The sequence below is a fragment of the Methylocella sp. genome, from assembly GCA_037200525.1.
GTDB lineage: Bacteria > Pseudomonadota > Alphaproteobacteria > Rhizobiales > Beijerinckiaceae > Methylocapsa.
The window spans coordinates 4,157,600-4,182,891 of sequence record JBBCGG010000001.1 but is presented as its reverse complement, the minus strand read 5'-3'; the positions used below and the strand labels follow the sequence as shown (position 1 = coordinate 4,182,891).

Below are 25,292 nucleotides of genomic sequence, written 5' to 3'. Positions count from 1 at the left end.
GAACGGATGATCCGATGCGTCAGGATGTGGACAGGCCCGGATGGCGATTCGCTGTTCGAGGAAGGAACGATCGCGCTCGCCGAAGGGACGCGCGGCGATTTCGTCGGCAAAGGGGTCGCGGCGAAGCAGGTCTCCTTCCAGGAGACGAAATCCGGCGGCTCCTTCACGTGGCACCAGGACCCGGTGCCGCGCTATGTCATCACCCTATCGGGCACGCTGGAATTCGAAACGAAATCCGGCGCGACCTTCACAATCCGCCCTGGCGATATCTTGCTGGCTCAGGACAATAGCGGCAGCGGCCACAAGTGGCGCCTCGTCGGCGATGAGCCCTGGCGCCGCGCCTACGTGGTCTATGATGACGGCGCCGACCTCCAGTTCACGCCCGCGCACAAGAACAATTGAGCTGACAGGAGAGACGATGGCGCTTCTTCCGAATGACAATCGCGATGTCGTCCTAATCGGAGCCGGCATCATGAGCGCGACGCTTGGCTCTGTCTTAAAGGAACTCGACCCATCGCTGACGGTCGCGATGTTCGAAACGCTCGAGGATTGCGCTCAGGAAAGCTCGGAGGCCTGGAATAATGCCGGAACAGGCCACGCGGCCAATTGCGAGCTGAACTATACGCCGCAACGGTCGGACGGCAGCGTCGACATCTCGAAGGCGCTGGAGGTCAATACGGAGTTCGATATCTCGCGCCAGCTCTGGTCACATCTGGTCCGAAAGGGCGCGATCCCCGACCCGCGCGCCTTCATCCATCCTTGCCCACACATGAGCTTCGTATGGGGCGACGACAACGTTGCCTTTCTGCGCGCGCGCTACAAGGAGATGTCGGCGCACCATTGCTACCACGGCATGGAGTACAGCGAGGATCGGGCGACGATCTCGGGGTGGGCCCCGCTGATCATGGAAGGCCGTGATGCAGCCCAGCCGGTCGCGGCGACGCGGATCATCACCGGAACGGACGTCGATTACGGCGCGCTTACGCATCTCCTGGTGGCGCAGCTCGCCGCCCAGACGGGCTTTGAGGTCCACTATAATCGGCAGGTCGTGGCGCTGGATCGTCAAGCGGACGGGCGCTGGCTGGTGACGGTCGCCGACACTTATGAAGGGACTCTCGACTCCGTCCTGGCAAAGTTCGTCTTCATCGGGGCAGGGGGAGCCTCGATCGACCTGCTCCAGAAATCCGGGATCCCGGAAGGAAGCGGCTATGGCGGCTTCCCGGTCAGCGGCATCTGGCTGCGCTGCGACGTCGATGCGGTCGCCAGCAGGCATCACGCCAAGGTGTACGGCAAGGCGGCGAGCGGCTCCCCGCCCATGTCTGTGCCGCACCTCGACACGCGCGTGATCGGAGGCAAGACGTCGCTCCTGTTCGGACCCTATGCGGGCTTCTCGTCGAAGTTCCTCAAGCACGGCTCGCAGACCGACCTGTTCAAATCGATCACGCCGCACAACATCGTGCCGCTGCTCGAGGTGGCGAAGGACAACGTTACGCTGACGGAATACCTTGTCGGGCAAGTATTGCAGAGCGCGCATCACCAGTTCGCGATGCTGCAGCAATTCTTCCCAACCGCGCGACATGCGAACTGGAAGGAAGCGGTGGCCGGCCAACGGGTCCAGATCATCAAGCCCGACCCAGATAAGGGCGGGGTCCTCGAATTCGGCACTGAACTCGTCTCTGCCGGCGACCGGTCGCTCGTCGCGCTGCTCGGAGCCTCGCCAGGGGCCTCAACTGCGGCTTTCATCGCCATGGAGGTGCTCCAGCGCTGCTTCGCGGACAGGCTAACCGAGGGTGGCTGGCTGCCCGCCCTCAAGCGAATGATCCCGACTTACGGGATCGACCTCAAGACGGATGCGGACGCTTGCCGGCGCACCCGTGCTGAGACCGCCCCCGTGCTGAAGATCGAGAACGTCTGAGCACAAGGCGGGGGCTGCGAACGCGGCTCGCCCCGGGGCGCAAACCTCGTCCAAAGGATCGTTGCGCGCCGCAGCGGCGGAGCGGACGCCAGTATTGACATTTTCTCGCAGCGGCGTTTGTAGCCTGGTATCTTTGGAACCTCCGCGACGCGCACGGTCGGTTAAAAACAGCGATGCCGCCTTCGTCGTGTCCGACGTCCCGAGGCCGGTTTCCAACAATCCGATGGGGCTGACGGGCGTCGGGTATCGGCGAAGCGACGCCATGTCGGCCAAATATGCCAAAGCCCGAAAAGCGAGAGCGCTGTTGCGACCGTTGCGAGATCGGCGGCGCGCTCATTTCCTGTGATCTTCGCTACGACGACATGAATGTCAGCGCTGAGCCCCAAAGCCAGAAACACGGTCGCGCCCCACAGAAGGCGATCAGCAATATGGTAGAATGCGGGAACATTCGCGCCGTCGTAAACAATCCGGCGGTAAGCGGCCGGCGTCACCAGGAGGATCATGGAACGTCGGCGGGGCGGAGAGCCGCGCCATGTAAAAACTTTTCCACCGCGCGAGCGCGGCGAGCGCCTACTGGAACCTGAACAGCTGGCGCATCGCGTCCTGGCTGCGGATCATTGAATATTGCACACGGCCTCACGAAATCGTGTCTAAGCGCGCTCGTCAATTGGGCGAAGATGGCGTTTGCGTCGCGCCTAAAGGCGGTTAGCCTGACGTCTGAATTTCACGCACTTGCACTCGCCAGTGAGGCTGACATGACGATCCAATACTGGATTGTCGATATTTATGACGCGTTGCGAACGGAGCCGCGGTTGGAGGCTCAAACGCTTGAGTTCGGCGCGGCGCTGAAGGTCGTCGCAACCGCCAAGCAGCGCGGCGACAATGAGAGAATAAAAGTAAAAGCGCCGCTTGACGCAGACTGGTCGGAGGTCGAACAGTTGCTTGCCTTGGGCGCGGACGTGACCTCAGGCCCAAGCTGAGGGCGAAAGCCAAGCGCCGCCTGCCGGTTATCAAGCGCCGCCTGCCGGTTATGATGGGCAAAAAGAGTCGGGCCGTAAAGCGCCGAGTTCAAGAAGCCCACTCGCGTCCGGGGAGCCAAACAATTGTTAGCGGCTCCGACGCCACGCCCGCTATTATCCGGCGCTATTTTTTGTAAGGATTTGCCGTGGCTCCGCTCTTTGAGCCGGGTTTTCCTTCCACGCCCGGCGCTCCGGCCGCCGCACCGCTGCTTTCGGAGCGGCCCTGATCCTTTTGAACGGCGGTGCTTGGGTTGACGTTTTTACCGCTCGCCGAGCGCGAGGTGTCGCCCGCGCCGGTGTTTTGGGCTATCGCAACTCCGCCGAAAAACAGCGTAGCGACCGCGACCGCGGTTAATCTGCGCATCTTCATTTTCGGTCCTCCCTTTTTGGTTTGGGGACCCTTAACCCGGTTTCAGCGATTTGGTTGCCGTTCTTTTAGGCAATCGTTGGCGGGCCGAAGCACATAGCGCGGAGACTGAGCTAGATTCGGAACCGGCGCCGGTTCAGGGCGTTTGTGGACAATCATCGCCGGAGGCTGAAGTGGTGGCTGATAAGCTGTTCGCCGACCTGTCCAGCAAAGTCGCGAAAGCTAGCGGCCGTCCGCTCACGATTGTCGTAAGCGCAATTTTCGTCATCGTATGGGCTTGCGCGGGTCCCTTTTTCCGATTTTCTGACACTTGGCAGCTGATCATGAATACCGTCAGCAGCACCGTCACGTTTTTGATGGTGTTCCTGATCGAGAACACGCAAGCTCGCAATGGCCAAGCCGTTCAAGCAAAGCTCGACGAGATCATTAAGGCGCTGGACAAAGCGGACAATCGTTACATGCAAATCGAACGCTTGCCCGATGAGGCCATCGAGCGGTTTCGCGAGCAGCACAATCGCCCCGAAGCACCTAAGCAGCCGCCGTCCCCGGCGCTCGCGATCGATTAACGCAAGCCCTACGGCTTCTTGGTCGCGAGATGCAGCTTCGCCGTCCCGGACGGAGCTATATTCGTTCGCTCCACCGCATCGCGGCTGCCTCTCAGCACCTCGAAGTTCGTCTCCTTGCCGTTCCGCCAAAAGCGGATATCGAAGCGCCGTCGCCCAAGCCGCAGATCGGTCAACGTCACGTCCGGCAGCCAGTCCGGCAGTGCTGGATCGACATACAGCTTGCCCCGCGGCGCGTCCTGCTGCAGCCCAAGCATCGCCTGCAACAATATGAATGGCGTGCCCGCCGCCCAAGCCTGCGGCACGTTGGCGCCGAGATATTGCACCGGGAAGTTTGTCGGATCGCGCTGCAACCCGCCATACAGCTCCGGCAACTGATTCAATAGAAAATGGCTCGCGGCGCGGCTGATGTCGCGCGCTACGGCGGCTGCTTCGGCGGCAAACCCGTAACGCCGCATCCCCATCGCGATCAGCGAATTGTCATGCGGCCACACCGCGCCAGTCTGGTAGTCGTAGGGATTGAAAGAGGGATGGTCGGCGGACAGCGTGCGAATGCCCCAACCGCTCCACATGTCCTTGCGCATCAGCCGCTTCACCACAACTCCGGCGCGCTCCGGCGCGATGATTCCGGACCAGAGGCACTGCCCGACATTGGACGCCACCGACAACACCTTCTTCTTCTCGCCGTCTAGCGCATAGGCGTAGAAGCCAGATTCCTCATCCCAGAAATCCTCGTTGAATTTCTCGAACAGCGCCTCGGCCTTCTGGCGGAGCGCATTGGCGCGCCGCTTGTTACCCAGCTCATCGTAGATTTCGGCCATGCGCAGCCATGCGTCATAGACATAGCCCTGCAATTCGCACAGCGCCTTCGGTCCGCGCACCAGCGCGCCTTCGGGATAGACCACGGAATCCCCGGAATCTTTCCACGCCATGTTCTCGTAACCGGCAGTCGAGCGCGTCTGGTATTCTTGGAATCCGTCGCCATCGCGGTCGCCATATTTATCGATCCAGGTCAGGCAGGCCTCGGCATTCGGCAAGCGCCGCTCGATCAGCGCGCGGTCTCCCGTGGCCCGCCACGCGGCGTGCAGCGCCACGAGATATAGCGGCGTCGCGTCCGCAGTGCCGTAATACGGCGTATGCGGGATTAATTTGAAATGAGCCAACTCTCCGTAGCGCAGCTCGTGGAGAATCTTGCCCGGCTCGGCATCGCGGTAATCGTCGCGCTCCGTCGCCTGATACCGACCTAACACCTCCAGCGCGCCGGTGGCGAATTCCGGATAGACAATCATCGTCTGCAACGAGGCGATCAGCGTATCGCGACCGAACAGCGCCACGAACCAAGGCAGCCCCGCGGCGGGCACGAACACCATGCGATCCATGCCTTTCAGCGGCAGCCGCAGGGAAGCCATGTCCTGCACGCCCTGATTATAGCAGCGATAGAATTCCTCGTTGCTGGTTGTGATCTTCAGCACCGTGCGCTGCCATTCATCCATCTTTTTGGCATGGTCCGATGTCTCGCTGGAATGGGTGCATTCCCGCGGCGCCAGGATGCGCTTCTCGCCATCCACTAAATCGTAGATCAAGCAGCGATGCCAGGCTTGCCCGGGCTTCAGCGCGATGTCGAAGCTTAGTCTCCCGTTGGTATTAACCGCCGGCTCGCCATCGCCGTCGCCGGTGCGAACAATCGCCTCGCGGACGAAATCCTTATTGCGATAGCTGATGCGCAGCGCCTGCCGTTTGTCCGACCACGACGTGGTAATGCGGCCTCGTCGCACGATCTGGCCGCTCTTGACTTCGAAGATGTCGGCGAAATCGGCGCGGATCGCGATCTCCAGGTTGAAGCGCACCGCGGTTTGGCTGTTGTTGGTGATGTCGATGTCTTCGTGCATCCCGCGATCGATGTGGCGGCCGATCGTCAGGCCGAGCGTCCGCGCCGCGATCGGGCCATCCTCGCTCGCGAAGGCGCGGTTTGTCAGAAAGATGCGCGCCGCGTGATGGTTAATCGCGCCGCCGTTCAGGAGGTCCCACGGCTCGCCGTTGGCATAGATAGACCAGGTGCTGATTACTCTGGTGTCGCGGAAATACAGCCCGCGTTCGCCGGGCCACTTTACCTGCCCGTCGGGCTCAGTTACCAGCACCGTCTGCCCTTGATGGATGGCGATCTGCGCCGGGCCAACCTGAACCTTGAACGCCATCCGCAAATCCTTTTTCTAGCCGGCCGAATGCGACATTCTTGGTTCGCAGCGCTCGTAAGGGTCCGTCACCCGCGCGAGCGTCGGCCAACGCTACGCCGACGGCGCCGTTCTGACTAATGGGCCCCGCGGCGGCGCGCAACCGATGCGGCCGCTTCTGCAGTTATTGAAGATCGGGATCAACTCGCCGCCGCCTCGGCCGTTTAATCAGCCATGCGAACGGCTTGATGGTTCAATATTATGTGTTCCTTTGCAAGGCGATGCCGGCGGCCGCTTGGCTGCGCCTAGATCTGAGCAGCTTGCTAGCTCTCGACCCCACAATGAACCAATCTGCGGCGAGTTCGTTAGGGCTGTGGTCGCCGCCCAGCCGGCGGAGCCGGCGTTCTTTTGTGGTTAAGGCTGACTCTCCGAGCCGGGCGCACTCTCCCGGCGTAGAGGGCTACATTGTTGGGCCACGGAGGAAGCATGACGGATCAAGATCACGTCGGACGGATTACTGCTCTTGGCAGAACGAGAAGCGGGCGGGCGGGGCGCGACGACGCGGAGCGTATTCATGAGCATTGCCGTAGGCAAGAAAGAGAGCGCCTCGCCGGGCGAGCGTTCCGTCGATGAGCTTTGCATCAACACGATCCGCACCTTGGCCATGGATGCGGTGCAGCAGGCGGATTCCGGCCATCCTGGCACGCCGATGGCTTTGGCGCCGGTGGTTTATACGCTGTGGCAGAGCTTTCTCCGCTTTGATCCGGCCGATCCGATTTGGCCAAATCGAGACCGCTTCGTGCTGTCTAATGGACATGCTTCGATGCTCCTTTACGCGCTGCTGCATCTTACCGGTGTAAAAGCGGTCAACGTCGATTATGAGAGCGTCGGTCAGCTCTCGGTCACGCTTGACGATATCAAGCGCTTTCGAGAGGTCGACAGCAAATGCCCGGGGCATCCCGAATACCGCCTGACCACGGGCGTCGAGACGACAACCGGGCCGCTGGGCCAGGGTTGCGCGACGAGCGTCGGCATGGCGATCGCTGGGCGCTGGTTGGCGCAGCATTTCAACAAGCCCGACTTCGCGGTGTTCGACTACGATGTTTATGCGGTATGCGGCGACGGCGACATGATGGAGGGCGTTACGAGCGAAGCCGCCTCGCTCGCGGGCCACCTGATGCTCGGCAACCTCTGCTGGATCTACGACAGCAACCGCATAACGATCGAAGGCCACACGGACCTTGCCTTCAGCGACGACGTTGCGGCGCGATTCCTCGCTTACGGCTGGAACGTGAAGCGGGTCGGCGACGCCAATGACGTGAATCGGATCGCGCAGGCGATCGAAGCATTTCGAGGCGCTCACGATGTGCCGATGCTGATCATCGTCGAGAGCCATATCGGCTACGGCGCTCCGCATAAGCAAGACACCAGCGCCGCCCATGGCGAGCCGCTTGGAGCCGAAGAGATTCGTTTGGCCAAGCGCAGCTATGGTTGGCCGGAGGACGCCAAATTCCTGGTGCCGAATGGCGTGCGCGAGCATTTCCGCGCCGGCATCGGCCAGCGTGGCGAGCAACTCCGGGCGGCTTGGCTGGAGCGGTTCGAAGCGTACCGCTACAAACACCCGGACCTTGCCGACCAGCTTGAGCGGATGCAAAAGCGCGCCCTGCCCGAAGGCTGGGACGTTGATCTCGCCGCCTTCCCTCCCGATTCCAAAGGCCTTGCGACGCGCGATTCATCCGCCAAGGCGCTGAACTCCATCGCCCGGCATTATCCTTGGTTGATCGGCGGCGCGGCGGACCTCGCGCCGTCGACCAAGACGCGTCTAACCTTTGAGGCGGCTGGGGACTTCGAGGCCGGCGCGTACGGCGGTCGTAATTTGCATTTCGGCATTCGTGAACACGCCATGGGAGCAATCCTGAACGGGCTCGCGTTGTCGAAGATTCGCGCTTTCGGCTCGGGCTTCCTTATCTTTTCCGACTATATGAAGCCGCCCATCCGCTTGAGTGCGTTGATGGAGCTCCCGGTCATTTACATCTTCACGCATGATTCGATCGGCCTCGGTCAGGATGGCCCAACGCACCAGCCGGTCGAGCAGCTTATCGCGCTGCGCGCTGTCCCTGGCCTCATCACGCTGCGCCCTGGCGACGCTAACGAGGTGGTCGAGGCGTGGCGCGTCATAATCGGGCTGAAGCATCAGCCCGCCTGTCTCGTGTTGAGCCGTCAACCGCTGCCAACTTTCGATCGCACGCGCTACGCGTCGGCCAAGGGCGTTGCGCGCGGGGCATATGTCATGGCGGACGCCGGAAATGGCAGGCCGGCAGTGATTTTGATCGGAACGGGCAGTGAGGTCGCGCTTTGCGTCGAGGTTTATGAGACGCTGAAGCAGGAAGGCATTTTAGCGCGCATCGTCAGCATGCCGTCTTGGGAACTGTTCGAACAGCAGGATCATGCATATCGCGACAGCGTGCTGCCGCCGGATGTCACGGCGCGCGTATCGGTTGAAGAGGGCTCGGTGATCGGCTGGGACCGTTACGTGGGCGCCTCGGGCGCCAAGATCGGCATGCACACCTTTGGCTCGTCGGCTCCGATCAAGGATCTGCTGACGAAGTTCGGCTTTACTCCGGAGAAGGTGCTAGCCGCCGCCAAGGAGCAGATTGCGAAGCCGAGGGGGCAGATGGCATGAATCCGCTGAAGCAGCTCGAAGCATGCGGCCAATCCCCCTGGCTGGATTATCTGAAGCGAAGCCTGATCGAGAGCGGTGAGTTGCGCGCTCTGATCGAGCGCGATGGGCTGAAGGGAGTCACCTCGAACCCATCGATCTTCGAGAAAGCGATTGCCGAATCCCATGAATACGCGGCTGGGCTAAAGCAGTTCCAAGGGCTGGCCGATCATAGCGTCTCGGCGATCTACGAGCGCTTGGCGATTGCCGATATCCGCGCCGCGGCCGATGTGTTGCGGCCGGTCTACGATCAGACCCAGGGTCGGGACGGCTACATCAGCCTCGAATGCTCGCCCTACTTGGCCAATGACGCAGAGGCAACGATGGCCGAGGCTCTGCGATTGTGGAGCGCGGTTGAGCGCCTCAATTTGATGGTGAAGGTTCCGGCGACCCCAGCCGGCATTCCTGCGATTCGCCGGTTAATCGGCCAGGGGCTTAACATCAACATCACCTTGCTCTTCTCTGTGAGCGTCTACGAGCAAGTGGTGGAAGCCTATATCTCGGGGCTTGAGGATCTCGCGCGGGCGGGCGGCGATATCTCCAAGAGCGGCAGCGTCGCCAGCTTTTTCGTCAGTCGCATCGACACGGCCGTAGATAAACGGTTGGACAAGCTCAAAGACAAGCCGACAGCAGATCGGTTACGCGGCAAGGCGGCGATCGCTAACGCGAAGCTCGCCTACGCCCGTTACAATGCGCTATTCTCAGGCCCGCGTTGGCAGTCTCTGGCTGCATCGGGAGCGAAGACGCAGCGCCTGCTCTGGGCTTCAACCAGCACCAAAAGTCCGGTCTATAAGGACACCATGTATGTCGAGGCGCTGGTCGGTCGCGATACTGTCGACACCATCCCGCCGGCGACCATGGACGCGTTCCGCGACCACGGCGAAGCGCGGCCCGACGCCATAGAACAGGATCTAGCAGGCGCCCACGCGATGCTCGCCGAACTGGGCGCGCACGATATCTCGCTGGAAGAGGTCTCGGAAGAACTGGTCAAGGACGGCGTGCAGCAGTTCGCGGACGCGTTCGACAAGCTCTTCGGCGCCCTCGCGCGGCAACGACGCATGTTGATGGAGGGCGATCACGCCAGCCTTGAGATAGGGCCGGGCTCGGCGGAGATGAAGGCGGCTGTCCAAGATGAAATGGAAGTCTGGCGCAGGGAAGGGCGCATACGGCGGCTTTGGGCCGGCGAAAAGTCGCTCTGGACCGGGACGGACGAGGACAAGTGGCTCGGCTGGCTGGAAGCCGTCGAGCTTGAACTGGCTGATCTCGACCGGCTGCAGGGTTTCGCGAAGGAGGTAAGGCAGAGCGGATTCTCCGACCTCGTCCTGCTGGGTATGGGCGGGTCGAGCCTCGGTCCGGAAGTGCTGGGCGAAACATTCGGGCCGCAGCCCGGCTGGCCGCGATTCCATATGCTGGACAGCACCGATCCAGCGCAGATCAATACGATCGAAAGGTCGGTCGATCTCGCCAAGACCCTGTTCATCGTGTCCTCGAAATCTGGCGGCACGCTTGAACCCAACATTTTCATGGAATATTTCTTCGATCGCGTCGGCGCGGCGCGAGGCGAGGATAAAGCCGGCGAACGCTTCGTCGCGGTGACCGATCCCGGATCTTCGCTGGAGCAGCGGGCCAAGCAGTTGCGCTTCGCCTATATCTTCTTTGGCGTAGCTTCTATCGGCGGACGCTACTCTGTCCTGTCGAAGTTTGGGCTCGCTCCGGCCGCCGCCATGGGTCTTGACATCAAACGTCTGCTAGAGATCGCCCGGCAGATGGAGCGAGCCTGCGGCCTCGACGTACCGCCCGCGGAGAATCCAGGCGTACAGCTTGGCGTCGCCCTTGGCGTAGCGGCGACGCGCTTCGGCCGAGACAAGGTGACGATCATCGCCTCACCGCGGATTGCGGGTGTCGGCGCGTGGCTGGAACAGCTCCTGGCGGAGAGCACCGGCAAGCGCGGACGCGGGCTGATCCCGCTAGCGGGGGAGCCGCTTGCTGCTCCCGAGCATTACGGCGACGACCGGTTCTTCGCCTACCTGGAACTGGAGGGGCAGTTCGATCCGTCGCAGCGCCAGGCGGTGACGGCGCTGGAAAGCGCAGGCCATCCGGTCGCGCGGATCAATGTCAAGGATGTCTGGCATATCGGCCAGGAATTCTTCCGCTGGGAGATCGCCACCGCAGTGGCCGGCGCGATCATCGGCATTAATCCGTTCGACCAATCGGATGTCGAGGCGAGCAAGAACAAGACGCGGGCGCTGACCGAAGAATATGAAAAGTCGCACAGTCTCCCGAAGGAGGAGCCGATCTTCCGTGAAAACGGCGTGGCGCTTTATGCCGATCCGCGCAACGCGGGCGAACTCGGGCGGCACAACACGCTGTCCGGTTATCTGAAGCGTCATTTCGGCCGTGTGCATGCCAATGATTACGTTGCTTTGCTGGCCTACATTGAGCGAAAGGACGCCCACACGCAGGCGCTCGCCGCGATGCGCGTGCGCATCCGCGACAATACCCGCGCCGCGACCTGCCTCGGCTTTGGACCCCGCTTCCAGCATTCGACCGGCCAAGCATACAAGGGCGGTCCGAATTCCGGCGTGTTCCTACAGATCACTTGCGATGATCCCGCCGACATCGACGCACCCGGACATTCTTACAGCTTCGGCATAGTGAAGGCGGCGCAGGCGCGCGGCGATCTCGAGGTGCTGGTGGAGCGCGGTCGGCGCACGCTGCGCGTCCACCTCAAGGATGTTGATGCGGGGCTGGCGGAGCTTGCTCGCGCAATAGATGCGGCGCTTCAGTAGCGGCCTTCTTCTAAGGAGTGGAAATAAATGCAGATTGGCGTGATCGGACTCGGCCGCATGGGCGGCAACATCTCTCGCCGCCTGATGAAGGCGGGCCACCGTTGTGTGGTGTTCGACTCCAATGCCCAGCCACGCGAGGCGCTGGCGAAGGAAGGAGCCGTAGCCGTCGGGTCGCTTGCGGAGCTGGTCAAGGCGCTCGGGGAAAAGCCGCGCGCCGTCTGGGTTATGCTCCCCGCCGGCCCGATAACCGAGGAGACGATCGAGCGCCTCGGCGATCTGCTGCAGCCGGAAGACATTATCATCGATGGCGGCAATTCTTTTTACAAAGATGACGTTCGCCGCGCCAAAAAATTAGCCGAGAAGCGCATTCGTTACGTCGATTGCGGCACGTCCGGCGGCGTCTGGGGCATCGATCGCGGCTATTGCATGATGATCGGCGGCCCAAAGGACGCTGTGGATCTCCTCGATCCGATCTTCGCAGCGCTCGCTCCTGGGCTGGGCGATATTCCGCGGACGCCGGGACGGCAAGGGCGCGATCCGCGAGTCGAACTCGGCTATATCCATGCCGGCCCGTCGGGGGCCGGGCATTTCGTCAAGATGGTGCATAATGGCATCGAGTACGGATTGATGCAGGCCTACGCCGAGGGCCTCGACATTCTGCGCAACAAGGACTCGAAGGATCTGCCTGAAGACGAGCGCTTCGAGTTGAACATGCCCGATATCGCAGAGGTCTGGCGGCGCGGCAGCGTCATCTCATCCTGGCTGCTCGATCTCGGCGCCGCTGCGCTGGCGAAAGATCCACAGCTGGAGAATTTCTCCGGCTTCGTCCAGGATTCCGGCGAGGGTCGTTGGACCGTTGAGGCCGCGATTGAGGAAGCAGTCCCCGCGGACGTGCTCTCGACGGCGCTCTACGCGCGATTCCGCTCGCGGCAGCAGCACACCTTCGGAGAAAAGGTGCTGTCGGCCATGCGCTTGGGCTTCGGCGGCCACATCGAGGGTAGCGAGCCCATCGATCCCGAACCGAAGCCGACACAAAAAGCCGCGGAGTAGCGTTATGCTGGACAATCAAGCGATCCGGGGGGCTCAGGCCGATCAGGCAACTCAGTCCCCGCCGCGACGCCAGATCAAGCCCGCAGACCCCTGCGCGATGGTGCTCTTTGGCGCCACCGGCGACCTGGCCAAGCGGCTGGTGATGCCGGCGCTCTACAATCTCTCGCGCACCAAGGCGCTGCCGGAGAAATTCGCGCTGATCGGCGTGGCCCGGGCGAAGGAAACCGCGGAAAGCTGGCGCGATCACCTTTATGAAATGCTGAAGAGCTTTATCGGCAACGCCGCTGCGGAGTTCGACGTCAGCCAGATCGACGAGGCGGCATGGAAGCGGCTCGCCGAGAAGATGTCATATGTCCGAGGAGACCTGACCGACCCCAATTTATATGAGAAGCTTCGCGACGCTCTTGGCGAAGCGGAAAAAACCCATGGCACAGAGGGCAACGCCATCTTCTACCTCGCCGTCGCCGATCGGTTCTTCGGCCCGGTGGTGGAGCAACTCGGTAAGGCGAAGCTCACCGACCACAACGAGGATCAGAACGGGAAGCCTCGGTTCTGGCGCCGCGCGGTGATCGAGAAACCGTTCGGCCATAGCCTTGATTCGGCGCGCGAGTTGGACGCCAGCATTCGGCGCTGGCTGCGCGAGGATCAAATCTTTCGGATCGACCACTTTCTCGGAAAAGACACCGTCCAAAACATCATGGCGTTTCGTTTCGCCAATGGTCTGTTTGAGCCTATCTGGAACCGCGACCGGATCGATCACGTCCAGATTACGGCGGCGGAAACAGTGGGCGTCGAACAGCGCGGCGACTTCTACGAAGCGACAGGAGCGTTGCGCGACATGGTTCCGAACCACGTCCTTGCGCTCCTTTCGATGGTCGCCATGGAGCCGCCTGTCGGCTTCGACGATGCTTCGATCCGAACAAAGAAGGCGGATGTCTTCGCCGCGATGCCCGCGGTGAAGCCGGCGCAGGCGGTGCGCGGCCAGTACGGGACTGGCGCCGTGCTCGGCAAAACGGTGAAGGCCTATCGGCAGGAGCCCAATGTAGCGCCGGACTCGAATGTCGAGACCTATGTCGCGATGCAATTCGAAATCGACAACTGGCGCTGGGCCGGCGTGCCCTTCTACGTCCGCACCGGCAAGCACATGTCGGCGCGAAACACCGAGATCGCCATTTGCTTCAAGCAGGCTCCCTACACGGCTTTCCAAGACACGCCCGTCGAGACGCTGCGACCCAATTGGCTGGTGCTGCGCATCGCGCCCGACGAGGGAATCTCCCTGCAATTCGAGGTCAAGCGTCGAGGGCCGGTGGTGGAGCTCGCCGCTGTGAAAATGGACTTTCATTATAATGATTGGTTCCCCAAGGAGCCGAATGTCGGCTACGAGACGCTCATCTATGATGTGATGATCGGCGACCCAACGCTATTCATGCGCGCCGACATGGTGAAGCAGGCTTGGCGGATCGTGCAGCCGGCGCTCGACGCCTGGGCGGCGGACAAAAGCGATATCCACATCTATGACTCCGGGAGCGATGGTCCAAAGGCGGCCGATGATTTGTTGGCGCGTGACGGCGATCGGGCCTGGAGACCCGTAAGCCCGCTATCGGTACAAAAGCCATGAGCGCGCGAGAGTACATCCGCCTTCTCTTGGCGGACGTAGACGGCACGCTGGTCACCGGGGAAAAGGTGCTGACTGATATGGCGAAGGCGGCGGCGCGGGAACTACATCACGCCGGCATTGCGCTCGCCGTCACCAGCGGCCGCCCGCCGCGCGGCATGAGCATGTTGATCGAGCCGCTCGATCTGAAGTGCGCCATCGCCGGCTTCAACGGCGGCGTCTTCGTTCATCCGGACCTTTCCGTCATTGAGAGCCATATGCTCGATCCCGCAACGGCCGAACAGACCCTAAAACTGATCCTCGATCATGGGCTGGACGCTTGGGTCTACACTGAGGATGAGTGGTTGATCCGCGATGCAACCGCGCCGCATGTTGCGCGCGAGGCATGGACGGTGAAGTTCGACGCCAAGATCGTGGCGTCGTTCACGGATGCGCACTTGGCCCATGCGGTGAAGATCGTTGGCGTCTCCGACGATTTCGATCTCGTCGCCGCCTGCGAAAAGGCAGCGCAGAACGCTCTGGGCGATAAGGCGAGCGCGACGCGCTCGCAGCCTTACTATCTCGACGTAACCCATCCGCAAGCCAACAAGGGAACAGTCGTGATGACCTTGTCTAAGCTTCTGAACATCCCGCCGAGCCAGATCGCCACCATCGGAGACATGCCGAATGACGCGCTCATGTTCCGCAAGAGCGGCTTTTCCATCGCCATGGGCAACGCTAGCGATGAGGTGAAAGCGCAGGCGAGCGCGGTGACCGACATCAATGACAATGAGGGTTTCGCCAAGGCCGTGCGTAAATTCGTTCTCCGATCGGTCCCTGCATGAGACTGCCTTGCGAGGATGACCGCATTGCGCTCCGGCTGACATCGGCGTGCGGGCCGGGAGAAACTGATGTTGGGAAGTGATCCGCGGCCGCCGCACGCCTGGTCCCCGGCCCTCGCGCATACCATCGCCATGCCAGTGATCGTCGTCGTCATGGGCGTCTCGGGATCAGGCAAGACCACAATTTCCGCCCTGCTCGCCGCTGCGCTCGGCTGTCAGTTCCAGGAGGGCGACGAGCTGCATCCGCCCGAGAACATTGAGAAGATGCGTAGCGGCGCGCCGCTGACGGACGCGGACCGGATGCCGTGGCTTGATATGATCGCGAAGGAAATCGATGGCTGGCGCTCGCGGGGGGAGTCCGGCGTGCTGAGCTGCTCAGCGCTGAAACGATCCTACAGAGACATCATCATCGGCGATCGCCAGGACGTGACGCTGGTCTACCTTGCAGGATCGTATGAACTCATTTGCCGGCGCATGGCTGCGCGCCACGAACATTTCATGCCGGTCGCCTTGCTTGATAGCCAGTTTGCGAGCTTGCAGGAGCCAACGCCCGACGAACATCCAATTACTGTCGATATCGGCGCCCGGCCAGCCGATATCGCCGAGACGATCGTGCGTGAGCTGGAGAACCGCTCTCGGCAACAGGCACAGCGATGCGGCGGAAGCCGAAGCGGATCTAGAGTTTTGACGGGAGAACGACGATGACGCCGCGCGTGAAGGAAATTCTGAGCTGGTACGGCGCGGATAACGCCGGAACATTGACAAACCTCGCTCGGTTATTGAACCACGGGCGCCTGGGGGGAACCGGCAAGCTGGTGATTCTGCCAGTCGATCAGGGTTTTGAACACGGACCGGCGCGCTCGTTCGCTCCAAATCCGCCGGCTTACAATCCGCACTATCATTTCGAACTCGCGATCGAGGCCGGTTGTAACGCCTATGCTGCTCCGCTGGGTTTCCTCGAAGCGGGAGCCCGCGATTTCGCGGGGGAAATTCCGCTCATCCTCAAAACCAACGACAATGACGTGCTGCGGGAAGAGAAAGATCCGAACCAGGCGCTGACGGCCAGCGTGCGGGACGCGCTTCGTCTGGGTTGCTGCGCGATCGGCTTTACGATCTACCCCGGATCGGCGCATCAGCTTGAAATGTTCGGTCAGCTCCGCGCTTGCGCCGAGGAGGCGAAACGCAATGGGCTCGCGGTCGTCGTCTGGTCCTACCCTCGCGGGTCAAGTCTGAGCGCGGAAGGCGAAACGGCGATCGATGTCGTCGGCTATGGCGCCCAGATCGCGGCTCAGCTCGGGGCGCACATCATCAAGGTGAAGTTGCCGACAGCCCATGTCGAACAGGAAGCGGCGCGCAAGATCTACGACGAGCGCCGCATTCCGATTGCGACCCAGGCGGAGCGTATCCGTCATGTGCTTGATTGCGCGTTCGCCGGGCGCCGCATCGTCATCTTTTCGGGCGGCGCCGCCCTATTCGATGACGACAAATTCCTTGAGGAGATCCGCGCGATCCATGCTGGTGGAGGGTTCGGCTCGATCATCGGCCGCAACTCATTTCAGCGGCCGAAGAAAGAGGCGCTTCGGATGCTGCAGGGCGTCATGGAAATTTATGCGGCGCCGCTTGGCGGAGATCCAACGCGTTGAGCGCCGCGTCCGCCATGCGGGATGCCGGATCGATCATCGTCGCGCCATGGATCTTGTCGGGCAGTCAAGATCCGCGATTGCGCCAGCTCTGTCATGCGCGCGGTCTCAATCGAGTGATTAAGGTTGACGGGGGACAGAATTGCGAAAACGCTGGAAAGGTAATCGAGGCCGGCGCGGACGCTATCTTAGCCGGTAGCGCTATATTTGGATCGTTCGATTATGCTGTTGCAATCGCGGCCATCCGCGACGCTCACCGACCATCGGCCAGAAAGGCGCGCTCATGACGAACCCGTCCAAAGCCAGACTAGAGATTCTCCCCGATGCGGGCGCTCTGGCGCGCCGCGTCGCGGATTGGTTGCTCGCGGCGGCGATGGCGAAGGATGGCGTCTTTTCCATCGCTTTATCCGGCGGCTCGACGCCACAACGACTCTACGAGCTTCTGGCTGACGTCCCTTATCGCGATGAGTTTCCCTGGTCGCGCACGCATTGGTTCTGGGGCGATGAGCGATTCGTGCCTCATGATGACGCGTTGAGCAACTACCACATGGTGCGAGAAGCGCTTTTGTCGCGCGCGCTGATTCCTGCAATCAACATCCACCCCATTCCCACTACAGATATGAGTCCCGAAGCAGCAGCGTCCGCTTATGAGCGCGAGCTCAAATCCTTCTACGGTGCGGAGCGCCTCGATCCGGCTCGGCCGCTCTTCGATGTGACCCTTCTGGGACTGGGGCCGGATGGACATACGGCCTCTCTCTTTCCCGGCGCGCCCGTGCTTGCGGAGCGCGACCGATGGGTCGCCGCTGTGGTCGGGACCAAGCCCGAAGCGCGCATCACGCTGACCTATCCGGCGCTTGAGAGCAGCCGATGCGCAGCCTTTCTGGTCGCGGGAGCGGAGAAGCGAGCGATCTTCGATCGGCTTCGGCGCGGCGACGACAGCCTACCAGCGGCCCGCCTCGATCCGGCCGGCGAGTTATGGTTCTTTAGCGATGCCGCGGCGGTGGGTGAGACAATCGCTTGATACATCGCGGCTGCAATGAAGCAGCGTCGCTCTCGGGCATTGCTGATGTATTGATGGGTTCGCCAAGTCGGCAATCTGAATGGATCGTCGAAGCGCCCAACTTTGGATGCGCTAGCTTTGAGCCGAGTTCGCGATTTAAAGCGAAGATTATCTGCATTGAAGCTCAATTAGCGAAGATCCTCTGTGTTGGTTCCGCGGTCTGACCCTTCGCAAGCGCGGCCGTGCTCGAGTCGCGCCCCGGCCTGATGGCAATGAGCGGCAGTTTCGCAAACAATTAGTTTTGGAGTTTTTGCGAACCTTTTCCATTGAGCTCCGTTGGGCGTGAGACTCCCTCGCATAGGAAGGAGCCGCCATGCAGGAAAGCAGAGTCAATTCGGATGTTATCGCAAAGTCTGAGACCTCAAGCCTCATCGCCTCGAGCAAAGTCGAAGGCACGCCGGTTTATAATAGTCGCGGAGATTCCCTTGGGTCGATTTGTGACCTTATGATCGACAAGCGCACCGGCAAGGTCGCCTATGTACGCATGTCTTTCGGCGGATTTCTGGGGCTTGGCCAGAACTACCATTCGCTGCAATGGGAAGGCCTTGAATATGATTGGCGCCAGGGCGGCTATGTTGTTAACGCCGAAACCGAGCGCTTACTCTCTGGGGCTTCACAGAGTGCAGGCGAGTATGATCTTGGGCGTAAAATCGATGCTTACTTTGGCATTGATAGGAACCCGAGCCATTAGTTTTCGCATTTCCGGTCCGTCGGTTTCCGGGATAACTCGACGTCAGCTCGTCACCTTAATGTCAGCGCGCATTGCAGAGACCAATCACGCTGGAGCGCGTTTGCCGCTCAGTTTGCAGATGCGCAGGAGACAATGCAAATGCTTAGGATTAGCGTAACAGTCACCTTTGTCGCAGCAGTTCTAATGAGTGCAGCCGCGTCGGCTCAAACGGACGCGACGGCCCCAGCCAATCCGGGCGCTGATGGGTTGAATCAGAATAATCTGACTTCGACCGGGGCCGCCGCGCCACACCCAGGCGTCGTTTCGGAGGATCCGTCTCCCGCAACGCTTACTGGCCGCTCCATCCGCGATAACAACGATCATGGGGTAGAAAAAAGCATCTGCGCCAACTGCTCTCAGCCGTGAACGGAGCTGCGGCGTTATTTCAGAAATATCTCTGCGAACTGGCAAAGAAAGCCGGCGGCGATGAGGTACAGCGCCAAGCGCAATGAGCCTTTAAATATGATCATCATCCCTGCCGTGCCGAGAGCGAAAGACGCGACGTCGACCGCTCCCGCTAGCGTCACGGCGTCGGGGCTTTCGCTCTCGGCACGGCCCTTCTTCACTGCCATTCCCACAAATGGCTAAAGCCTTCCGCAATGATTTGCTCGCGCGCGGGCGTCCCCTTGAGCAAGCCTCTCATCTTGGCGAAGCGGATCATTCCTGAGAGCGCCTCGTCTGAAATCTCTGGCGTATAGTAGGGCAGATCGCGCGCGATAATGGCCCCGATGAGCTCGGCCTCTGCGGGGGGAAACAGCTCGCGTCCAACAAGAGTTGCGAGACCGATGTCGGCTCGGAGCGCCTGCTGCGCCGCAAGCACCGCGCGCAAACCGCTTGCCGCCAATTCGGGATCCGCTCCGATCACACGATCGCTCGTGGCGAGCACGGACATCGTATAGTGAACGGCTGAAGCCGGCCCAAGGCCCCGCCTCACGTCGAGAATGATTTGGCCAGCCCCGCTACGGACTGCATTCTCGGCTCCCATCGCATTTGCCCAGAACCCATCAAGAGCGCCGACCTCCAACGCTTTGGCGGCGGCGACGCCGAAGGAGGCGCCAGGGTCGCGAGCGCCCGGGACTTCGACGAATTTCACTCCATCGGCCTCTAAGTCGATGCCGGCGTCGACAAGAAGTTGCTTCAATGCGAGGTCAACCATAGGCGCCGCGCCAATTCGTCGGCCTTTGACTGCGTTCACATCACCTGGTGTCGCCTCAAGATCGGAGCGCATGACAAGCAGCCAAGGCATGCCCTGCGCCAGCGCTGCGAGCAGCTTCACTCCGCGCCATTCCGGAAACACGGGCAAAAGAGCGTGAGCGGGGCCCGCTACGAAATCCACATCTCCGTCGCGGAGCGCTTCAAAGGTTTTGGAGCTCGGAAAAATGACTTCCTGTCGAATGTCGAGCCCTTCTTTTCGAAAGCAATCGAGCGCCACAGCGGCGATCGCCGGAAAGTAGGAGTTAGAGACCAAATCCGGCACTGCTATCCGCGCGATCTTCACTGAACTCTCCGGTCTTATTGGTGGAATGCCGCGCATAGCGTCATGAGGATGTGCCGGGCATTTCTTCGCGCCCCCGCCTCGACTGCGCTCATGCGGGCAGCGGCTTTCCTTTTGTTTCGGGCAGAAAAAACACGGCGACAATGCCGACGGCGAAGAAACCTGAGAGGATCGTCGCCGCTTCGCCGTAGCCGCCGAAGAAGGCGATCAGACTAGATGACAGAATGGGGCCAAGCATTGCGAGAAAGCGGGCCAAGTTGAAGATGATGCTGATAGCGCTGGAACGGATGCTTGTTGGAAAGAGCTCCGGCGGATGGACCGCATACCATCCGTAAAGGCCGCCGGTGAGGAAACCGTTCAGGATCTGCAACGCAACGAAGGTCGTTGCATCATGTACGAGCAGGAATATAATCGGAGTGATGATGATCGAGCCGGCGAGATAGAATATGAGCGTGCCGCGTCGTCCCCAAATCTCGGCGAACAGTCCGAAGCCGATGCAGCCCAAAATCTCGCCGATCGCAAAGATGAGGCCGGCCCAGCCAGCGTAGTAGACCGCACTTTGCGGGTCATGCGTCATGGTCGCCACATATGTTGGCACCCATGACGAGATCGCCCAAAAACCGATGGTGATCGACGCGGAAACGACGACGGCGATGACTAGATTGCGTAGATTGGCTTTCAACGTCGCGCCGATCGTCTGCGCGGCGTGACTGGCTTTCGCCCAACGTTCCGATTCAGGAATGAAGCGGCCTACCAGCGCAACAAAAATAGCTGGAATGACGCCGACGACATACATCCAGCGCCAGGATCCGCCAAATGCGCCGCCAAGGATTATCCACAATAGCGACGCTACGACGAAGCCGCCAGAAAACGCCGCTTGCAAAACGCCGGCTGCTTTCGTTCGCAGCTTGTCCGGCCACATTTCCTGAAGCAGCGACGTGCCGACGCCCCATTCGGCGCCGAGTCCGATGCCTGTGAGGAAACGAGTTAGCGCCAATATCTGCCAGCTGGGCGAAAGCGCGCTAGTGCCCGTGAAAATGCTGTAGAGGATTACCGAGCTTATCATCGTGCGACGGCGGCCGATGTGGTCTCCGATCACGCCGCCGACCACGCCGCCAATGGCCCAGCCAAACAGGGTGATGGAGATAAGATAAGCGGCAAACCGCGGCAGATCGTGAAGGGCGCTCGCCGGCAGGAGTTCATGCAGCGACGGACCGATCGTTAGAAGCAGGGCGTAAGTCTCGTAGCCATCGAACATCCAGAGCAACATGGTGACGCCAAGGACGATCCAATGGCGTCGGCTCAAACCGCCAGCGAGCGGCGCGTTGATGGTCGTCGCGACGCCAATCATTTCTTGCATCGGTGCTCTCTTTTCCGAAAAGGTCCGCGCTTGGCTGAAAGGTTTAAACAGAGCCCAGCGGTCATGTTTCCAAGCTGTTTAATCTTAGTCGATAGAATTTATTAGGCAATGGCAGGACCGGAACCCATTCGATCAGATCGACGCGGCGAGCCATCCTTGCGCCGACTTGTGCGGCATTATGACCGAGAAGCATTTGCCCGCTTCCTGTCGCGGGATTAGACCAGCGCGCCATAGCCGCCGCCGCCCGGCGTCTCGATCACCATGACGTCGCCCGCCGCCATTTCGGCGCGATCAGCGGCGCCGAGTTCGGTGCGGCCGCCGTCGGCGCGATCCACCCATTGGCGTCCCGCGGCGCCATCATGCCCGCCTTTGAGCCCGAACGGCGCGACCTTCCGGCGCGAAGCGACGATCACGGCGGTCATCGGTTCGAGAAAGGCGATGCGCCGCACCGCGCCATCGCCGCCGCGCCATCGCCCGAGGCCTCCCGACCCACGTCGGATGGAGAAGTCGACGAGACGGACGGGATAACGCAGCTCCAGGATTTCTGGGTCCGTCATCCGCGTATTCGTCATGTGGACCTGGACGGCCGAAGCGCCATTGAATCCGCGGCCATCCGGCATAATTCCGGCACCGGCGCCGCCGCAGATCGTCTCGTAATACTGGTAAGAGTCGTTGCCAAACAAAAAGTTGTTCATTGTGCCTTGGCTGCAAGCAAGGACGCCGAGCGCGCCGAATAAAGCGTTGCAAATCGCCTGGCTCACTTCCGTATTGCCAGCCACTACCGCGGCTCCGGGCGCAGGCGACAAAAAGGTCCCGGGCGGAACAATGATGTCTATGGGCTTGAGACAGCCGTCGTTGAGTGGGACATCGTCGCCGATAAGGCAGCGAAAGACATAGAGCACTACGGCGCGGGTAACCGCCTGTGGCGCGTTAAAGTTATCGGTCCGCTGAAGCCCCGTGCCGGTGAAATCGACCACCGCCGCGCGTGCTTTCCGATCCACCGAGATTCGCACGCGCAACGCCGAGCCGTTGTCCAATGTGTCGCTAAATTCGCAGTCGTCGATGCTTGCGATCACCCTTCGGACATGCTCTTCGGCATTGTCCATGACGTGACCCATGTAGGCGGCGACAACGTCCCATTCCCACAGCGCAACCACGCGATTCAATTCCTGGACGCCTGCTTCATTAGCGGCGACCTGCGCCTTGATGTCGGCAACGTTGACATCGGGGCTCCGCGCAGGATAGCGCGCCTGCGCCAGCATAGCGCGGAACTCGGCTTCCCGGAATTCGCCGCGGTCCATGAGCAGGAAGTCGTCGATCACGACGCCTTCCTCTTCGAGGTTCCGCGAATTGGGCGGGGTAGAGCCGGGCGTGATGCCGCCGATATCGGCGTGATGGCCGCGGCTGCCGACGAAGAACAGGATCGTGCTTCCGTCCTTATCAAACACCGGAGTAATGACGGTAATGTCGGGCAGATGGGTGCCCCCGTTAAAGGGGTTGTTAAGCGCGATTACGTCTCCTGGCCGCAGCGTGGCGCCGCGTCGCCGCAACACGGTTCGTACGCTTTCGCCCATCGCCCCGAGATGAACGGGGACATGCGGCGCATTGGCGACCAGATTGCCGGCGGCGTCGAAAATCGCGCAGGAAAAATCGAGCCTTTCTTTTATGTTGACGCTCATCGAGGTGTTCTGCAGCACTATTCCAGTCTGTTCAGCAACGTTCATGAATAGATTATTGAACAATTCGAGAAGCACGGGGTCGGCGGTCTGCTTGGCCGCGGCCAACGCTGGCGAGATGCGCGATGCGCGCGGCGCCATGCGTCGCAGCAGCATATGATCCTTCGACGTCATTTCGGCCGCCCAGCCGGGCTCGACTACCGTCGTCGCGGCCGCTTCGCGTATCAGCGCCGGACCGGCTAGGCGGTCGCCGGCGCGCAGGTCGGCGCGGTCATAAACTGGAGCCTGATGCGCACAACCGTCGCTCCAGATTTGCGCGTGGCCGATGGGAACAAGCGGTTCGCCCGCACGGTGCGCAAGGTTCATCTCGCGCACTGGCTCGCCTCGGCAGGTCGCCTCGATCGACACGGTTTCGACGATCAGCGGGCGACCCGGAGTGGTGAAACCGAACCGCTTCCGATGGGCTTCGCTGAAGGCGCGGACGACCTCCTCATGCGGTGCAAACGGGACGGCGAGCGCGGCCTCGGTTCCGGCGTAGCGCAGGTGCAGTTTTCGTCCGGTCTCAATGCTGGCGGAGGTTGCGCCCTGGGCGACTAGCGCCTCCGTCGCCGATTGCGTCAAGGCATCCGCGCATTGTGCGAGTTGCGCGAGCGCTTCCGCCGTGAATGGCAGCTCGACAGCCTGTTCGCGCATGATCGTCTGGTCGGCGAGGCCCATGCCGTAGGCGGACAGAACGCCCGCATAGGGATGGATGAATACCGTATCCATGCTCAGCTCATCGGCTACCAGACACGCATGCTGACCGCCCGCGCCGCCGAAACATTGCAGAGCAAAGCGAGTGACGTCATGTCCCTTTTGCACCGAGATATGCTTGATCGCGTTCGCCATATTGGCGACGGCGATGCGCAGGAAGCCCTCGGCGATATCGCGGGGGTCACGCCGCTCGCCCGTCGACGCGTTAATGCGTTCGGCCAGAACGTCAAATCGCTCGCGGACGATGTCGGCGTCTAACGGCTCATTCCCGTTTGGTCCGAAGATCGCCGGAAAATGTCGCGGCTGGATCTTGCCCACGCAGACATTGGCGTCGGTGACTGTGAGCGGACCGTCGCGGCGATAGCTGGCGGGGCCGGGATTGGCGCCCGCCGAGTCGGGCCCTACCCGAAAACGGGCCCCATCGAAATGTAGGATCGAACCTCCGCCGGCCGCCACGGTGTGAATCGCCATCATCGGCGCGCGGATGCGCGCGCCGGCGACCTCGGTGTCGAAGGCATGCTGGAAGGAGCCAGCGTAGAGCGCGACGTCCGTCGACGTGCCGCCCATGTCAAAGCTGATGATCTCATCGAGCCCGGCCGCAGCAGCGGTGCGCGCGGCGCCGACGATTCCGCCCGCCGGCCCGGACAGGATCGCATCCTTGCCCTGGAACCGCGGCGCATCGATCAGGCCGCCGTTCGACTGAATGAAATAGAGCTTGGCGTCGCCAAGCTCGGCGGCGACCTGGTTTACATAGCGGCGCAGGATAGGCGAAAGATACGCGTCCACCACAGTGGTATGGCCGCGGGGGACGAAGCGCAGCAGCGGGCTCACTTCGTGGCTCGCGGAAATCTGAGTGAATCCTTCCGTGCGGGCAAGCGCCGCGACCCTGCGCTCATGGTCGGCATATTTCCATGCATGCATGAGCACGATAGCGCAGCAGACAAAGCCGTCCGCGCGCGCTTGCCTCAGCGCAGCGCGCGCGCTCTCCTCATCCATCGACTCGATCTCCTCGCCATCGCGATCGACGCGACCGGCGATTTCGATCACCTGCTCATAGAGCGGCGAGGGCCGCACAATATTGAGGTCGAACAATCGGGGCCGCGCCTGATCGCCGATCTCCAAAGCATCCTTGAAGCCGCGATTGACGATCAGCAGCGTCCGTTCGCCTTTGCGTTCAAGCAAAGCGTTGGTTGCAACTGTGGTGCCCATCTTGACGGTATCGACGAGTCCGTTCGGGATCGGCCGATCAAGCGGAATGGCCAGAATTTGCTTGATCCCGGCAATAGTGGCGTCGGCATAGAGCGCAGATGCCTCGCTCAAGAGCTTATGGGTGGAGAGAACGCCGCTGGGGTTGCGGGCGACGATATCGGTGAAGGTGCCGCCGCGATCGACCCAAAATTGCCAGCCACCTTCCATAAACGGTCGTCCTCACAATTTTAGATGCGGAAAAAGAAGTATGTTTGCCGAGCGATACATTGTCGATAAAAAATGTCAACTTCTCCTTGATAAATTATCGATAAAATGCCAGTTTGGCCAAATATAAGGATCC

The 25,292-nt window shown here is 61.3% G+C and carries 20 protein-coding genes; 14 read left to right on the top strand and 6 right to left on the bottom strand.

The annotated features are described in order from the left end of the window. Positions 1-6 precede the first annotated feature (6 nt). From WDN46_20490 to WDN46_20480, 3 genes are all read left to right on the top strand, one after another. Positions 7-402 (top strand): cupin domain-containing protein, encoded by a 396-nt coding sequence (locus WDN46_20490; GenBank protein MEJ0095694.1) that lies wholly within the window; start codon positions 7-9, stop codon positions 400-402. Positions 403-418: 16 nt separating this feature from the next. Then, complete coding sequence (gene mqo, locus WDN46_20485) at positions 419-1,915, top strand: malate dehydrogenase (quinone) (protein MEJ0095693.1); 1,497 nt, start codon at positions 419-421, stop codon at positions 1,913-1,915. A gap of 755 nt (positions 1,916-2,670) precedes the next feature. Continuing rightward, complete coding sequence (locus tag WDN46_20480; GenBank protein MEJ0095692.1) at positions 2,671-2,895, top strand: hypothetical protein; 225 nt, start codon at positions 2,671-2,673, stop codon at positions 2,893-2,895. Between the two features lie 163 nt (positions 2,896-3,058). Here WDN46_20480 and WDN46_20475 read toward each other — a convergent pair whose 3' ends face one another. Continuing rightward, positions 3,059-3,304: a hypothetical protein gene (locus WDN46_20475; protein ID MEJ0095691.1), complete on the bottom strand. Its 246-nt coding sequence runs from the start codon at positions 3,302-3,304 to the stop codon at positions 3,059-3,061. A gap of 170 nt (positions 3,305-3,474) precedes the next feature. On the opposite strand from WDN46_20475, the gene WDN46_20470 reads away from it, so the two are divergent. Then, positions 3,475-3,867: a low affinity iron permease family protein gene (locus tag WDN46_20470; GenBank protein ID MEJ0095690.1), complete on the top strand. Its 393-nt coding sequence runs from the start codon at positions 3,475-3,477 to the stop codon at positions 3,865-3,867. An 8-nt stretch (positions 3,868-3,875) separates the two neighbouring features. Here the strand turns inward: WDN46_20470 and WDN46_20465 are convergent, their stop codons facing one another. Next, positions 3,876-6,059 carry a glycogen debranching N-terminal domain-containing protein gene (locus tag WDN46_20465; protein MEJ0095689.1) on the bottom strand — a complete coding sequence of 728 codons (2,184 nt, stop codon included), beginning with the start codon at positions 6,057-6,059 and terminating at the stop codon, positions 3,876-3,878. Between the two features lie 550 nt (positions 6,060-6,609). Here WDN46_20465 and tkt point away from each other — a divergent pair. The 10 genes from tkt to WDN46_20415 all read left to right on the top strand — a co-directional run bounded on the left by tkt (position 6,610) and on the right by WDN46_20415 (position 18,825). Then, a complete protein-coding gene (gene tkt, locus WDN46_20460; GenBank protein ID MEJ0095688.1) occupies positions 6,610-8,718 on the top strand; it encodes a transketolase in 2,109 nt (702 codons plus the stop codon). Beyond that, on the top strand, positions 8,715-11,543 hold the full coding sequence (locus WDN46_20455; protein ID MEJ0095687.1) for a bifunctional transaldolase/phosoglucose isomerase: 2,829 nt from the start codon (positions 8,715-8,717) through the stop codon (positions 11,541-11,543). Before tkt ends, WDN46_20455 begins: the two co-directional genes overlap by 4 nt. A 27-nt stretch (positions 11,544-11,570) precedes the next feature. Beyond that, on the top strand, positions 11,571-12,593 hold the full coding sequence (gnd, locus tag WDN46_20450; GenBank protein MEJ0095686.1) for a decarboxylating 6-phosphogluconate dehydrogenase: 1,023 nt from the start codon (positions 11,571-11,573) through the stop codon (positions 12,591-12,593). Positions 12,594-12,690: 97 nt separating this feature from the next. Then, the gene (zwf, locus tag WDN46_20445; protein MEJ0095685.1) at positions 12,691-14,211 is read left to right on the top strand and encodes a glucose-6-phosphate dehydrogenase; all 1,521 of its coding nucleotides are present in this window, start codon (positions 12,691-12,693) and stop codon (positions 14,209-14,211) included. Further along, positions 14,208-15,032 (top strand): Cof-type HAD-IIB family hydrolase, encoded by an 825-nt coding sequence (locus WDN46_20440; GenBank protein MEJ0095684.1) that lies wholly within the window; start codon positions 14,208-14,210, stop codon positions 15,030-15,032. Before zwf ends, WDN46_20440 begins: the two co-directional genes overlap by 4 nt. Before the next feature lie 66 nt (positions 15,033-15,098). Beyond that, the gene (locus tag WDN46_20435) at positions 15,099-15,734 is read left to right on the top strand and encodes a gluconokinase (GenBank protein MEJ0095683.1); all 636 of its coding nucleotides are present in this window, start codon (positions 15,099-15,101) and stop codon (positions 15,732-15,734) included. Next, positions 15,731-16,672, top strand: a complete 942-nt coding sequence (locus WDN46_20430) for a class I fructose-bisphosphate aldolase (GenBank protein ID MEJ0095682.1) — start codon at positions 15,731-15,733, stop codon at positions 16,670-16,672. Before WDN46_20435 ends, WDN46_20430 begins: the two co-directional genes overlap by 4 nt. 280 nt (positions 16,673-16,952) lie before the next feature. Then, positions 16,953-17,690, top strand: coding sequence for a 6-phosphogluconolactonase (pgl, locus tag WDN46_20425; GenBank protein MEJ0095681.1), 738 nt, complete (start codon positions 16,953-16,955; stop codon positions 17,688-17,690). A 352-nt stretch (positions 17,691-18,042) separates the two neighbouring features. Further along, positions 18,043-18,420 (top strand): PRC-barrel domain-containing protein, encoded by a 378-nt coding sequence (locus WDN46_20420; protein MEJ0095680.1) that lies wholly within the window; start codon positions 18,043-18,045, stop codon positions 18,418-18,420. Positions 18,421-18,603: 183 nt separating this feature from the next. Then, positions 18,604-18,825 carry a hypothetical protein gene (locus tag WDN46_20415; protein ID MEJ0095679.1) on the top strand — a complete coding sequence of 74 codons (222 nt, stop codon included), beginning with the start codon at positions 18,604-18,606 and terminating at the stop codon, positions 18,823-18,825. A 14-nt stretch (positions 18,826-18,839) separates the two neighbouring features. On the opposite strand, the gene WDN46_20410 is transcribed toward WDN46_20415, so the two are convergent. From WDN46_20410 to WDN46_20395, 4 genes are all read right to left on the bottom strand, one after another. Next, positions 18,840-19,031: a hypothetical protein gene (locus WDN46_20410; protein ID MEJ0095678.1), complete on the bottom strand. Its 192-nt coding sequence runs from the start codon at positions 19,029-19,031 to the stop codon at positions 18,840-18,842. Then, on the bottom strand, positions 19,022-19,936 hold the full coding sequence (locus tag WDN46_20405; protein MEJ0095677.1) for an ABC transporter substrate-binding protein: 915 nt from the start codon (positions 19,934-19,936) through the stop codon (positions 19,022-19,024). The genes WDN46_20410 and WDN46_20405 overlap by 10 nt, the downstream gene beginning before the upstream one ends. Positions 19,937-20,045: 109 nt before the next feature. Further along, positions 20,046-21,314 (bottom strand): MFS transporter, encoded by a 1,269-nt coding sequence (locus WDN46_20400; GenBank protein MEJ0095676.1) that lies wholly within the window; start codon positions 21,312-21,314, stop codon positions 20,046-20,048. A gap of 215 nt (positions 21,315-21,529) precedes the next feature. Beyond that, on the bottom strand, positions 21,530-25,159 hold the full coding sequence (locus WDN46_20395; GenBank protein MEJ0095675.1) for a hydantoinase B/oxoprolinase family protein: 3,630 nt from the start codon (positions 25,157-25,159) through the stop codon (positions 21,530-21,532). Between the last annotated feature and the right edge of the window lie 133 nt (positions 25,160-25,292).